The 13817-nt window shown below is 66.0% G+C and carries 11 protein-coding genes; 9 read left to right on the top strand and 2 right to left on the bottom strand.

Annotated elements, in window-relative coordinates; all coding sequences use genetic code 11:
• On the bottom strand, positions 1-827 hold an 827-nt coding region (locus AC1DYX_RS18425), incomplete at its 3' end, for a p-hydroxycinnamoyl CoA hydratase/lyase (RefSeq protein WP_477261410.1).
• A gap of 92 nt (positions 828-919) precedes the next feature.
• Between AC1DYX_RS18425 and AC1DYX_RS18420 the strand changes: the two genes are divergently transcribed.
• The gene (locus AC1DYX_RS18420) at positions 920-1387 is read left to right on the top strand and encodes a MarR family winged helix-turn-helix transcriptional regulator (RefSeq protein ID WP_477261408.1); all 468 of its coding nucleotides are present in this window, start codon (positions 920-922) and stop codon (positions 1385-1387) included.
• A gap of 9 nt (positions 1388-1396) precedes the next feature.
• On the opposite strand, the gene AC1DYX_RS18415 is transcribed toward AC1DYX_RS18420, so the two are convergent.
• Complete coding sequence (locus tag AC1DYX_RS18415; RefSeq protein ID WP_477261412.1) at positions 1397-2176, bottom strand: IclR family transcriptional regulator domain-containing protein; 780 nt, start codon at positions 2174-2176, stop codon at positions 1397-1399.
• A gap of 142 nt (positions 2177-2318) precedes the next feature.
• On the opposite strand from AC1DYX_RS18415, the gene pcaH reads away from it, so the two are divergent.
• The 8 genes from pcaH to AC1DYX_RS18375 all read left to right on the top strand — a co-directional run.
• Entirely contained in the window at positions 2319-3011 is a 693-nt protein-coding gene (gene pcaH, locus AC1DYX_RS18410; protein ID WP_477261406.1) for a protocatechuate 3,4-dioxygenase subunit beta, read from the top strand.
• A gap of 29 nt (positions 3012-3040) precedes the next feature.
• Positions 3041-3601, top strand: a complete 561-nt coding sequence (locus AC1DYX_RS18405; protein ID WP_477261404.1) for a peptidase associated/transthyretin-like domain-containing protein — start codon at positions 3041-3043, stop codon at positions 3599-3601.
• A 92-nt stretch (positions 3602-3693) separates the two neighbouring features.
• A complete protein-coding gene (gene pcaB, locus AC1DYX_RS18400; RefSeq protein ID WP_477261402.1) occupies positions 3694-5073 on the top strand; it encodes a 3-carboxy-cis,cis-muconate cycloisomerase in 1380 nt (459 codons plus the stop codon).
• Positions 5070-6332 carry a bifunctional 4-carboxymuconolactone decarboxylase/3-oxoadipate enol-lactonase PcaCD gene (gene pcaCD / locus AC1DYX_RS18395; protein WP_477261400.1) on the top strand — a complete coding sequence of 421 codons (1263 nt, stop codon included), beginning with the start codon at positions 5070-5072 and terminating at the stop codon, positions 6330-6332. The genes pcaB and pcaCD overlap by 4 nt, the downstream gene beginning before the upstream one ends.
• A 193-nt stretch (positions 6333-6525) precedes the next feature.
• Entirely contained in the window at positions 6526-6846 is a 321-nt protein-coding gene (locus tag AC1DYX_RS18390; RefSeq protein WP_477261398.1) for a hypothetical protein, read from the top strand.
• A 187-nt stretch (positions 6847-7033) separates the two neighbouring features.
• On the top strand, positions 7034-9232 hold the full coding sequence (locus AC1DYX_RS18385) for an ATP-binding protein (RefSeq protein ID WP_477261396.1): 2199 nt from the start codon (positions 7034-7036) through the stop codon (positions 9230-9232).
• A gap of 149 nt (positions 9233-9381) precedes the next feature.
• A complete protein-coding gene (locus AC1DYX_RS18380) occupies positions 9382-11559 on the top strand; it encodes an ATP-binding protein (protein ID WP_477261394.1) in 2178 nt (725 codons plus the stop codon).
• 251 nt (positions 11560-11810) lie between these two features.
• Positions 11811-13817: ATP-binding protein (locus AC1DYX_RS18375; protein WP_477261392.1), on the top strand; the 2007-nt coding region annotated here is incomplete at its 3' end.

Below are 13817 nucleotides of genomic sequence, written 5' to 3'. Positions count from 1 at the left end.
CGCTTGTAGCTCTGCAGGCCGGGCTTGATCGTCTTGTCGTCCAGGAACTGCTTCAGGCCCTCCTTGCGGCCCTTCTCCGGGTCRCGGTGGTTGGACTGGTCSRYCTTCGCRTACAGGTAATCCTCGYYCTGSTCCCASGTCARYTCSCGGCAGCGCTTGAAACCGACTTTTGCGTAACGCAGCACAACCGGATTTTTTTCCAGCAGCTTGGCCGCCAGCGCGATCACGGCAGCGCGCAGTTCGTCCTTCGGCACGCTCTTGTTGATCAGTCCCATCGCCGCGGCTTCCTTGCCGGTGAAGGTGTCGCCCGTCATGATGTAGTGCAGCGCCTGGCGGTGGCCCATCGTRTCCGCCACGGCCTTCGACACGAGATTCCCCGGCGGGATGCCCCAGTTCACCTCAGACAGCCCGAACACGGCGTCGTCGGCCGCGATGGCGAGGTCGCAGGCGACGAGCGGCGARAACGCGCCGCCGAAACACCAGCCATTGACCATCGCGATGGTGGCTTTGCTGTACATGCGCAGCAGTTTCCACTGCCATTGCGAGCAGTCGCGGCGCATGCGCTCCTGCATGATTTCCGGCTTGCCGTCGGTCTCGCGGAAGTATTCCTTCAGGTCCATGCCGGCCGTCCACGCGTCGCCGGCGCCCGTCAGCACGATCACCTCGGCGTCGTCGTCCAGTTCCAGGGTCTCGAGCACGTCGATCATCTCACGGTTCAGCGTGGGGCTCATCGCGTTGCGCTTCTCGGGGCGGTTCAGGGTGATCCAGCCGATCCGGTTCTCGACATCGACCTTCACGGTCTGCCAACGGCCTTCGTATTTGGACATACAATGTCTCCTAATGTGTGAGGAAGTTATCAGGTAGCCTGATATGGTACTTATACTAGACCTGCCCTCACGCTTTGACAAGAACAATTTTCATGCCTTCGAAAAAACCGCTCCCGACCGCTCCGGCCGACACCAAGCCTTCCGGCCTCGCCTACATCGTGGGCCGGCTCGACCACGTCCTGAACAAGCGCTTGCGCGACGGCCTGGCACCATTGGGCATGACCGTGCCGCACTACACGGCGCTGTCGGTGTTCCGCGCCCTGGGCACGATCTCCAACGCCCAGCTGGCGGAACGCACGATGATGTCGCCGCAATCGGCGAACGAGATGGTGAAAGCGATGGAGGCGAAGGGATGGATCGCGCGCGCCCCGGATCCGGAGCATGGCCGCATCATCCGCATCAGCCTGACGGAAGACGGCCTGGCCATACTGCAGCGCTGCGACGACGTCGTGCGCGAGGTCGAGCACACCATGTTCCCGGATCTGACGGACGACGAGCGCGCGTGGCTGCACGCCCAGCTGAGGAGCGCCGTGCGCGCCCTCAGCCTGCACGGCATCTGACGCGGCGCGCTACAGCAGCGCGTTCAGCTCGACCTGGTATTTGATGAGCGCCGGCAGGCAGCGCTCGACCATCTGCAGGGCGTCCATGCGGCCCGCATGCACGCTGATGTTCATCGCCGCGACGACRTCGCCGCGGAAATTCTTGACGGGCACGGCGATCGTGCGCAGGCCCAGTTCCAGTTCCTGGTCGACGAGCGCGTAGCCACGTTCGCGCGCCCATGCAATCTCCTGCGCCAGGCGCGCGCGGTCGACGATGGTGTGCGACGTGATGGACTCAGGCCTGGCGCGCGCAAGGAAGCGTTCGACCTGGTCCGGCGCCAGGCTCGCGAGCAGCATGCGGCCGTTCGCCGTGCAGTACGCGGGTACGCGGGTGCCCGGCTGCAACGTGGCCGAGATGAGCTGGCCGGCGCTGACAGCCGCCACGCACACGAGGTCGTCGTGGTCCAGCACCCCGACGGACGCCGCCTCGCCGAGCGCGTACGCGAGCCGGTACAGCAATGGCTGGGCGATGCGCGGCAGCCGGGCGGAATGCAGGTAAGACTGCCCGAGCCGCAGCACCTTCGGGGTCAGGGTGAACTGCTTGTTCTCGTGGCGCATATAGCCCAGCGCCGTCAGGGTAAGCAGGTAGCGCCGCGCGGCCGCGCGCGTGAGGCCCGTGCGTTCGGCCACCTCGGCGATCGTCAGCCGGGAGCGCTCCTGGTCGAACGCCTCGATGACCTGCAGGCCCTTGTCGAGCCCCGCGACCATGTCGCGTTTGGCTGGCGTATGCGTCGTGTCGTCCGGGTCCATGTGCAAAAAGATGCGAATTTGTGCGAGTATCGCACAAAGCGTGCGAATAGCGGAAGTCATCCACTCTCCCCGTCTTGTCCGGGATGGGCCCATTTCCTACGATGGCCTGGCTCGCACAACCTTACGACATCTGGAGACCACCGTGAAATTCGACGAAGTCGCGCCCGGCGTTTGGCCGGACCTCATCCATCCCGCCTACAAATCGACGGTCAAGCGCGGACCGCTGCAACCCGCGCTGCGCATCGCGGCTCCCGTCCCTGTCAGCCGCAACATCGATCCCGCCCCGCGCGTCCTGCTGCCGCACGATACGGACCTCACCCGCCGCGGCGAGAAAGCGCCGCTGGGCGAAAAGATCGTCGTGACGGGCCGGGTCGTCGACGAGGACGGCAAGCCGGTGCGCAACTCGCTGATCGAAGTGTGGCAGGCAAATAGCGCCGGCCGCTACTGGCACCAGCGCGACAACCACGACGCGCCGCTCGACCCGAACTTCTTCGGCTTCGGCAAGATGATGACGGACGACGACGGCCGCTACCGCTTCGTCAGCATCAAGCCCGGACCGTACCCGTGGAAGAACCACGACAAGGCCTGGCGCCCCGCCCACATCCACTTCTCGCTGTTCGGGAACGTGTACGCGCAACGTCTCGTCACGCAGATGTATTTTCCGAACGACCCGCTGTTCCCGTACGATCCGATCTTCAACAGCATCCCGGACGAGGCGGCGCGCCAGCGGTTGATTTCCCGCTTCTCGCTCGAGCACACGGTGGGCGAAGCGATGCTGGGCTATGAATTCGACATCGTCCTGCGCGGCCGCGGCGCCACGCCGTTCGGCCTGTAAACGCAAGGAACAAGCGGCAAGGAGCAAGCATGAGCAACCACGACCACAAGATCACGACCTCGCAGACCATCGGCCCGTTCTCGCACGAAGCCTGGCAATGGGCGGTGGACGCAAGCGCCGCCACGCGCCTGGAAACGGGTGCGCCAACGATCATCGTCCACGGTATCCTGTACGACGGCGACGGCAACCCGATCGACGACGCGCAGATCGAGGCATGGCTGCCGGAGGCCGCCGCCGCGGAAGGCCAGCAGGACATCCCCGGCTTTCGCCGCACGCCCACGGGCCGCGCGGGCGAATTCAGCCTGCGCCTGTCGGTGCCGCCACGTTCCGCCGGCGCTCCGGCGGCCGGCGCTCCGGCGGCCGGCGCCCCGGTCGCCTACGTGACCGTGTTCGCGCGCGGGCTCACGAAGCACCAGTTCACGGCCGTCTTCCTCGACGACGACGCCACGCTGGACCAGTCGGCCATCCTGGCGCAGGTGCCGGCCGCGCGGCGTGCTACGCTCGTCGCGCGCAAGGATGGCGACGGCACGTATCGCTGGGATATCTGGATGCAGACCGACAAGGAAACGGTGTTTTTTGACTATCGTTGACCGTAGGGTGGGCACCCCGTGCCCACGCGTAACGCCAACACATCGCATACGTCACGCGTGGGCGCAGGAGTGCCCACCCTACAGGAGACATCTTGACGATTTCGCTGTTTGACACCCTGTTGAGCACCCCCGGGATGATCGCCGCGTTCGACGACGCGGCCCTCGTCCAGGCCATGCTCGACTTCGAGGCGGCACTGGCCGCGGCGCAGGCCGACGAAGGCCTGCTACCGCGCACGGCCGCGCAGGCCATTGCCGCCACCTGCCGGGCCGATCGCTTCGACATCGCCGCCCTCGTCGCGGCCGGGCGCCGCTCGGGCACGCTGGCCGTCCCGCTCGTGAAGGAACTCACGCGCCTCGTCGCGCAGGCCGATGCGGAGGCGGCCACCGTCGTCCACTGGGGCAGCACGAGCCAGGACGTGCAGGACAGCGCCATGGTGCTCGCCACCCGCACCGCGCTGCGCCTGCTCGACGGCGAGCTTGCCGCCCTGTGCGCGCACCTGCTGGCACTGGGCGAGGCCCACCTCGCGACACCGGTGCTGGCGCGCACGCTGCTGCAGCCCGCCCAGGTGACGGGCTTCGGCTTCAAGGTCGCCGGCTGGCTCGCGCCGCTCGTGCGCGCCCGCGCGCGCCTGCGTGCCGCCGCCGCGGACGCGCTGCAACTGCAGCTGGGCGGCGCCGTCGGCACCCTGGCCGTGATGGGCGAGCGCGGCCCGGCCGTCGCGGGGCGCATGGCGCAGGCGCTGGGGCTCAGGACGCCGTCCGCCGCCTGGCACACGCAGCGCGACGAATGGGTGCGCCTGGGCCTCGAGGTCGCGCTGCTGACGGGCAGCCTGGGCAAGATCGGCGCCGACCTGGCGCTGATGGCCCAGGGCGAAGTCGGCGAACTGGCCGAACCGTCCGGCGGCGGCCGCGGCGGCTCGTCCGCGATGCCGCACAAGCGCAACCCGGTGTCGGCGCTGATCACGCTGGCCGCCGCCACGCGCACGCCGCAGCACGCGGCCACCCTGCTCGCGGCGATGGGCCAGCAGCATGAGCGCGGCCTCGGCAACTGGCAGGCGGAACTGGCCGAGTGGCCCACGCTGTTCCTGTCGGCTCACGGCGCGCTGCGCGCGCTGAACGAGGCGTTCGCCGGCCTGACGGTCGACACGGACCGCATGCGCGCCAACATCGATGCCCTGCAGGGCCTCGTGGCGGCCGAAGCGCTGTCCATCCGGCTCGCGGGCGCCATCGGCCGTCCTGCCGCCCACGCGGCCGTCGAGGCGATGACGCGCACGGCCGTCGCGGAGCAACGCCACCTGCGCGACGTGGCGCGCGCGGCCATCGCCGCCGATCCGGCGCTGGCGCGGCTCGCCCCCGGCGATCTGGACGCGATCTTCGATCCGGTCGCCGCGACCGCACCCGCCCGCCGGCTGGCAGCCCACCGTTTCGAACAACTGCGCGCCGACCTGGCCGCCTTCGACAAGGAATCATGAGCTTCGATCCCCTCGACCACGACCTGCTGCGTGGCCTCGACCAACGCCGCGCCGTCCTCGGCGACGCCTGGGTCGAGCGCTCGCTGGCGAACGCCAACAGCTTCACCGCCGACTTCCAGAACTTCATCACGCGCTATGCCTGGCACGACATCTGGGACCGCCCGGGCCTGGCGCGCAAGACGCGCCGGACGATCGTGCTCGCCATCACCATTGCCCTCGGCCGCTGGGAAGAGTACGAATTGCACGTCCGCGCCGCGCTGCTGGGCGACGCCGACAGCCGCCTGACGCCGGACGAGCTGAAGGAAGTGCTGATGCAGTCCGCGATCTATGCCGGCGTCCCCGCCGCCAACACGGCGTTCGCGCACGCGGCGGCGATCCTGCGCGAAGTCGGTCCGCAGATCGGCTATGCGCTCGAGCCGGCGTCGCCGCTGGATGCGGTGCATCCCGGTGTCGGGCGCGCAGGACGCTCGGAAAGTCACCCTGCCCTGCACTACAGCGTGCGCGCACCCCGCAGCGGCAGGCGCCCGCGCCACACGATCGTGCTGAGCCATGCGCTCGGCTGCGACCTGACGATGTGGGACGCGCTGGCGAACCGTCTCGCCGCCGACTGCCGGGTGATCGCCTACGACCACCGCGGCCATGGCAGCTCGGACGCGCCGGCCGGCCCGTATACGATGGCCGACCTCGCGGACGACGCCGCGCGCCTGCTGCGCGAACTCGACACGGGCCCGGTCGTGTGGATCGGCCTGTCGATGGGCGGCATGGTCGGTCAGGAACTGGCGCTGCGCCATCCGGCACTGGTCGGCGCGCTCGTGCTGGCGCATACGACGTCGGGGTATCCGGACGCGGCGCGCGCCATATGGGAGCAACGCATCGCGACCGTGCGCGATCAGAGTATAGACGCGATCGCGGACGCCGTCATGGCGCGCTACTTCCACGAGGCGTTCCGCGCCGCGCATCCGGCCACGGTGGCCCGCTTCCGCCAGCGCCTCGTGACGACGGACCCGCAAGGCTATGTCGGCTGCTGCGCGGCCGTGGGCGGCGTGGACACGTCGGCGCGTCTGGGCGAGGTCGCCGTGCCCACGCTCGTGCTGGCCGGGGAACTCGACCAGGGCACGCCCATCGACATGGCGCGCACGCTCGCGGCAGGCATTCCGGGTGCGCGGCTGCAGGTGCTCACCGACTCTTCGCACCTGGGTGCAGTGGAACAGCCGGACGCGTTTGCCGCCGCCGTGACGGCATTCGTCGACATGTTGTAAAACGAAAACGCCGGCGAAGCGCCAACGTAGTTACATAGGAGTATTGCCTGGGTATATACTGAATCATCCTTGTCCGATTTCCAATCGGTACGCCCATGAATCAGTCGCTCTCCCGCTCGACCAGGATCTTTACATCCTGGTCATTCTGCTCCTGCTGGCGACGCCCATCCTGCCGGCCTGGCAGCATTATGGGATGACGCGTACCCTGGAAATCTCACTGCGGCACCCGCATGACGTCAGTGTGATCGACGACCGCGACAACACGCACGGCAGGCACGCAAACGGTAACTCGGTCGGTACGCTGGAGCTCACCAAGATCGAAAGACTCTGGCAGCTGGTGCAGATCGGCAACATGCGCAAGATCCGCGAGCAGGCGGCATACCTGCAGCGGCTCGACCCGGCCTATGGTCCTTTCGCGAGCCGCCTGGACGCGCTGGCGCAGGGGTACCATTCAAAGCGGCTGGCCGCCTTCGTGTCGCGCTTTCGAGCCGAGGACGCAGTTCCACCGGCCTGACCGCCACGCTGGACACGCGAAATCATTACGGCGGAGCATTACTTGGGTATATACTGAATCATCTGTCCGATTTCCGATCGGTACGTATATGAACCAATGGTTCTCCCGCTCGACCAGGATCAGTAACGTCCTGGTCATTCTGTTAGTGCTGGCGACCCCCATCCTGTTGGTCTGGCAGCATTACGGGATGACGCGTTCTCTCGAAATCTCCCCGCAGCATCCCTATGACGTCATCGTGCTCGATGACCGCGACACCACGCTCGGCAATACCGCGTATGGCAATTCGGTCGGCACGCTGACCATCACCAGGGATGCCTTCGTCATGCGTTGCCATCTGGGAGCAGCCACCTCATATCCGTACTGCAAGTTTCGATTCAAGATGGGCGACCCGGTCAAGGGCATCGACCTCTCCGGGTACGACACGATTACATTCGACCTGAGCTATTCGGGCCGAGGCTGGCATACCCTCAAGCTTCACCTGATGAATTTCGAACCGGAGTTTTCCACGCTGAGCGACTGGAATTCCCAGCGGTTCAACGAGTTGCTGATCGATATCCCCGCCATGCGCACGTTCACGGCCCCGATGAATGCCTTGCGCACTGCGGACTGGTGGCAATTCTGGCGCCGGATCACGCTGTCCAAGAGCTATGTCCGGCTCGATCACGTCACGGCTGTGGAACTGTCGACGGACAACTACAGTGACACGGGACAAGTCATCACGGTGGAGCTGCGGAAGATCGAGTTCAGCGGAAAATGGATCTCGAGGACGACCCTGCTGAGTTGGCTGGTGGCTGCATGGATCGTCTGCGGGGTACTCGCACTCTCGCTCGGTCTGCTGCACTTCCGGTCCGACCTGCAAGCCAGCAAGACACGCCTGGAACAAATGGCCGCCATCGACCGGGAACATAAGGAAGCCGAGGCGGCACGTGAAGCGGCGCTGGCCGAGGCCGTCGCATTGGCGCGCCAGCGCAGTCAGTTCCTCGCGCAGATGAGCCACGAATTACGCACCCCACTCAACGCCATCATCGGCTATGCCCAGCTGCTGGGCCGCGACCGCGCTCACCTGACCGAACGGCTGGCCTCCGGCCTGGCGACCATCCGCGAGAGCGGCCAGCACCTGCTCACCCTCATCAACGACATCCTCGACCTGGCCCGGGTCGAGGCCGGCAAGATGGTGCTGCACCCTGCCGACGTCGATCTCGGCATGTTCCTGCAAGTCCTCGCGAACATCATGCGCGTCAAGGCCGAGGAAAAAGGCCTGGGGTTCAGCTATGACCTCGCGCCCGGCCTGCCGGCTGCGGTGACGATCGACGAGACGCGCCTGCGCCAGGTCTTGCTCAACCTGCTGGGCAATGCGGTGAAATTCACCGACAGCGGCAAGGTCTCCCTGCGCGTCATGCCGGCATCGCCCACCGAACCAGTGGCAGGCCAGGACGGCCAGGCAACCGCGCGGCTGCGCTTTGAAGCGGCCGACAGCGGCATCGGCATGACCGCCCAACAGCTCAGTCGCATTTTCCAGCCATTCGAACAGGTGGCGACCGCCCAGCGCCGCGAGGGCGGCACCGGCCTGGGCCTGGCCATCAGCCAGCAACTGGTGCGCCTCATGGGCGGCAATATCGACGTCGTCAGCGAGCCCGGCAAGGGCAGCACGTTCTGGTTCGAAATCGACGTGCCGGTGGCCGCCGCCGCTCCGGCCGCGGTGGCGCCGCAGGAAACGCTGGTGGGCTATGAAGGCGAGCGCAAGCGGCTGCTCGTCGTCGACGACGTGCCGCAGAACCGCGCGATGATGATGGATCTGCTGCAGGACGCTGGCTTCATCGTGGCCTCCGCCACGAACGGCCTCGAATGCCTCGTCCTGCTCGAAGGCTTCAAGCCGGACCTGATCCTGATGGACATCATGATGCCGGTAATGGATGGCAACGAGACGACGCGGCAAATACGCCGCATGCCGGGCCGGGGCGACATCCCGATCGTCGCCGTCACCGCCAGCGCCAGCGCGGAAGACGAGCACAAGAGCATGGAAGCCGGCGTCAACGCCTTCCTCGCCAAGCCCATCGATCAGGACGCCCTGCTGCGCACCATCGGCAAGCTGCTATCGCTGAAATGGACCACCGAACAGCCGGCAGCCCAGCCCTCCACCCAGGCGGATACGGACGACACCACCATGGTCGTCCCGCCGGCCGAGGAGATCGAAGAGCTCTGGCAGTTGGCGCAGATCGGCAATATGCGGCAGATCCGGGAGCAGGCCAGCTACCTGCGTAGCCGCAATCCAGCCTATGCGACGTTCGCGAACCGCCTGGATACGCTGGCGCAAGGCTACCATTCCAAGCAACTTGCGGCCTTCGTCGCGCGCTTCCGGGCCGAGGACGCGGTCCCACCGGCATGAAGCTCGCACCGATGACGGCATCACCGGTCCGATTTCCAATCGGTGCGCGCATGCACCGATGGCTCTCCCGCTTGACCAGGATGAATTACCTCCTGATCATCCTGTTAGTGCTCACTACCCCCATCTTGCTGGTCTGGCAGCATGTCGGGATGACGCGCTCCCTCGAGATCTCCCCGCAGCACCCGTATCGCGCAATGGTGACCGATGACCGACACTACCTGCGCGGCAACCCCTCCGCAGGAAATTCGGTCGCTTCATTGACCGTCGCCGAGCATGCCATCACGATGCATTGCTCGATGGGAGGCGCCGCAAAATACCCATACTGCAACCTGCTGTTCCGGATGGGCGACCCGGTCAAGGGTGTCGACCTGAGCGGGTACGATACGATTGCGCTCGACATGCGTTTTACCGGCCAGTGCCGACATGCCGTCAAGCTTCACCTGTTGAATTTCGAACCGGAATTTTCCGCGTCAGGCGCCTGGGATTCGCGGCGGTTCAACGAAGTACTGATCGATGTTCCCTCCCAACCCGAATTCACGATCCCGATAAATGCGCTGCGCACCGCGGACTGGYGGGTGTTCTCACGCCGGATTCCGATGGCCAAGAGCCATGTCCGCCTCGACCACGTCACGGCCGTGGAACTGCAGGCGGACGACACAAGTGCCATTGGCAAATCCTTCACGGTCGAGGTACGGAAGATCGAGTTCCGTGGAAAATGGGTTTCGAAGCCAACCCTGCTGAGCTGGCTGGTGACCGCATGGATCAGCTGCGGCATTCTCGGCCTGTCGCTGGGCCTGCTGCGCTACTGGTCCGACCTGCAAACCAGCAAGACGCGCATGGAACAACTGGCCGCCATCGACCGGGAACGCAAGCAAGCCGAGGCGGCGCGCGAAACGGCACTGGCCGAGGCCGTCGCACTGGCGCGCCAGCGCAGTCAGTTCCTCGCGCAGATGAGTCACGAATTGCGCACCCCGCTCAACGCCATCATCGGCTATGCCCACCTGCTGGGACGCGACCGCAGCCAACTGACCGGGCGCCAGTCGTCCGGCCTGGACTCCATCCACGAAAGCGGCCAGCACCTGCTCACCCTCATCAACGACATCCTCGACCTCGCGCGGGTCGAGGCCGGCAAGATGTCCCTGCATCCGGCCGCGGTCAATCTCGGCACGTTCCTGCAGGTCCTTACCAACATCATGCGCGTCAAGGCCGAGGAAAAAGGCCTGGCGTTCAGCTGTGAACTCGCGCCCGGCCTGCCGGCGGCCGTGACGATCGACGAAACGCGCCTGCGCCAGGTCTTGCTCAACCTGCTGGGCAACGCGGTGAAGTTCACCGACAGCGGCAAGGTTTGCCTGCGAGTGCTGCCGGCACCGCCGACCGAAGGCGAGGCCACCGCACGGCTGCGCTTCGAAGTGGCCGACAGTGGCATCGGCATGACCGCCCAACAGCTCAGTCGCATTTTCCAGCCGTTCGAACAGGTGGCCACCACGCAGCGGCGCGAAGGCGGCACCGGTCTGGGCCTGGCCATCAGCCAGCAATTGGTGCGCCTCATGGGCGGCAATATCGACGTCGTCAGCGAACCGGGCAAGGGCAGCACCTTCTGGTTCGAGATTACCGTGCCGGTGGCGACCAGCAGCCCGGCCGCCGTGGCGCCCCAGCAAACACCGGTCGGCTACGAGGGCGAGCGCAAGCGCCTGCTCGTCGTCGACGACGTACCGCAGAACCGCGCGATGTTGCTCGACCTGTTGCAGGATGCGGGTTTCATCGTGGCCGCGGCGACGAACGGCCTGGAATGCCTCGTCCTGCTCGACAGCTTCAAGCCGGACCTGATCCTGATGGACGTCATGATGCCGGTGATGGACGGCAACGAGGCCACGCGGCAGATACGCCGGATGCCGGGCTGGCGCGACATGCCGATCGTCGCCGTGACCGCCAGCGCCGGTGCGGAAGACGAGCACAAGAGCATGGAGGCCGGCGCCAACGCCTTCCTCGCCAAGCCCATCGACCACGACGCCCTGCTGCGCACCATTGGCGAGCTGTTGTCGCTGAAGTGGATCACCGAACAACCGGCAGCGGCGCCGGCACCGGAAGGCGACGAGGCAGCGGACATCGTCGCCCCGCCGGCCGAAGAGATCGAGGAACTCTGGCAGCTGGCGCAGATCGGCAACATGCGCAAGATCCGCGAGCAGGYCGCCTACCTGCGGGGGCTCGACACGGCCTATGGTCCTTTCGCGAGCCGCCTGGACGCGCTGGCGCAGGGCTACCATTCGAAACAGCTCACAGCCTTCGTGGCACGCTTCCGGGCCGAGGACGCGGTACCGCCGGCATGACGCCTGGCTGGAAGGGCTGCCGTTTCGGCGCATGGCTACACGTTGCGACAGGAACACGTTGCGGCGCTTGCGCTTCGCTGCAGGAAAGACCAGTAGGGTATTGCTTGGGTATATACTGAATCCACCTTGTCCGATTTCCAATCGGTACGAACATGAATCAGTGGCTCTCCCGCTTGACCAGGATAAATTACCTCCTGATCATTCTATTAGTGCTCGCAACCCCTGTCTTGCTGGTCTGGCAGCACTACGGGATGACGCACTCCCTCGAGATCTCCCCGCAGCATCCGTATCACGCCGTGGTGACCGATGACCACAACAGCCCGCGCGGCGACAACCCGCCCGGCAATTCGGTCGCTTCACTGGCCGTCACCAGGGATGCCATCATCATGCATTGCCATCTGGGGGCCGCAACCAAGTATCCATTCTGTAACTTGCAATTCCGGATGGGCGACCCGGTCAAGGGCGTCGACCTCAGCGGCTACGATACGATTACACTCGACGTGCGCTATACGGGCCAGGTCCGGCATGTCGTCAAGCTTCACTTGATGAATTTCGAACCGGAGTTTTCCACGCAGAGCGACTGGAGTTCGCAGCGGTATAACGAAGTGATCTTCGACGTTCCCGACCAGCCCGGATTCACCATCCCGATGAATGCGTTGCGCACCGCGGACTGGTGGGTGTTCTCACGCCGGATTCCGATGTCCAAAAGCCATGTCCAGCTCGACCACGTCACGGCCGTGGAACTGTCGATAGAAGACAACAGCGCCATTGGACAACCGCTGACGCTAGAGATGCGGAAGATCGAGTTCCGGGGAAAATGGATCTCGAAAACGACCCTACTGAGCTGGCTGGTGACCGCATGGATCAGCTGCGGTATTCTCGGCCTGTCGCTGGGCGTGCTGCGTTTCTGGTCCGACCTCCGCGCCAACAAGAAACGCATGGAACAACTGGCCGCCATCGACCGGGAACGCAAGCAAGCCGAGGCGGCACGCGAAACGGCACTGGCCGAGGCGGTCGCGCTGGCCCGTCAGCGCAGTCAGTTCCTGGCGCAGATGAGTCACGAATTGCGCACCCCGCTCAACGCCATCATCGGCTATGCCCACCTGCTGGGACGCGACCGCCCTCAATTGACCGAGCGCCAGTCGTCCGGCCTGGACACCATCCACGAAAGCGGCCAGCACCTGCTCACCCTCATCAACGACATCCTCGACCTCGCGCGGGTCGAGGCCGGCAAGATGGCGCTGCACCCTGCCGCCGTCAATCTCGGCACGTTTCTGCAGGTCCTGGCCAACATCATGCGCGTCAAGGCCGAGGAAAAAGGCCTGGCGTTCAGCTGTGAACTCGCGCCCGGCCTGCCGGCGGCCGTGACGATCGACGAAACGCGCCTGCGCCAGGTGCTGCTCAACCTGCTGGGCAATGCGGTGAAGTTCACCGACAGCGGCAGGGTTTCCCTGCGCGTCATGCCGGCATCGCCCACCGCACCTCTGGCAAGCCAGGACAACCAAGGCACAGCGCGGCTGCGCTTCGAAGTGGCCGACAGCGGCATCGGCATGACGGCCCAACAGCTCGGGCGCATTTTCCAGCCGTTCGAACAGGTGGCCACCGCCCAGCGGCGCGAGGGCGGCACGGGCCTGGGCCTCGCCATCAGCCAGCAACTGGTGCGTCTCATGGGCGGCAATGTCGACGTCGTCAGCGAGCCCGGCAAGGGCAGCACGTTCTGGTTCGAGATTACCGTGCCGGTGGCGACCAGCGGCCCGGTCGCCGTGGCGCCGCAACCGACCCCGCTCGGCTACGAGGGTGAGCGCAAGCGCCTGCTCGTCGTCGACGACGTGCCGCAGAACCGCGCGATGATGCTGGACCTGCTGCAGGACGCCGGATTCATCGTGGCCGCCGCCACGAACGGGCTCGAATGCCTGGTCCTGCTCGACAGCTTCAAGCCGGACCTGATCCTGATGGACGTCATGATGCCGGTGATGGACGGTAACGAGACCACACGGCAGATACGCCGGATGCCGGGGTGGGCTAAGCTCCCGATCATCGCCGTGACCGCCAGCGCGGGCGCCGAGGACGAACGCAAGAGCATGGACGCCGGCGTCAACGCCTTCCTCGCCAAACCCGTCGACCACGATCTCCTGCTGCGTACCATCGGCAAGCTGCTGTCGCTGAAGTGGATCACCGAACACCCGGCAGCGGCGCCGGCGGCACCGGAAGGCGACGAGGAAGCGGGCATGGTCGCCCCGCCGGCTCGCCCCGCCGGC

Source organism: Massilia sp. P2_C2 (assembly GCF_056404615.1).
This window is presented reverse-complemented; position numbering and strand designations above follow the sequence as displayed.

Coding starts and splice junctions, on each gene's coding strand:
- AC1DYX_RS18420 (WP_477261408.1), top strand. CDS start 920: ATGCCTTCGAAAAAACCGCTCCCGACCGCTCCGGCCGACACCAAGCCT.
- AC1DYX_RS18405 (WP_477261404.1), top strand. CDS start 3,041: ATGAGCAACCACGACCACAAGATCACGACCTCGCAGACCATCGGCCCG.
- pcaCD (WP_477261400.1), top strand. CDS start 5,070: ATGAGCTTCGATCCCCTCGACCACGACCTGCTGCGTGGCCTCGACCAA.
- AC1DYX_RS18390 (WP_477261398.1), top strand. CDS start 6,526: ATGACGCGTACCCTGGAAATCTCACTGCGGCACCCGCATGACGTCAGT.
- AC1DYX_RS18385 (WP_477261396.1), top strand. CDS start 7,034: ATGACGCGTTCTCTCGAAATCTCCCCGCAGCATCCCTATGACGTCATC.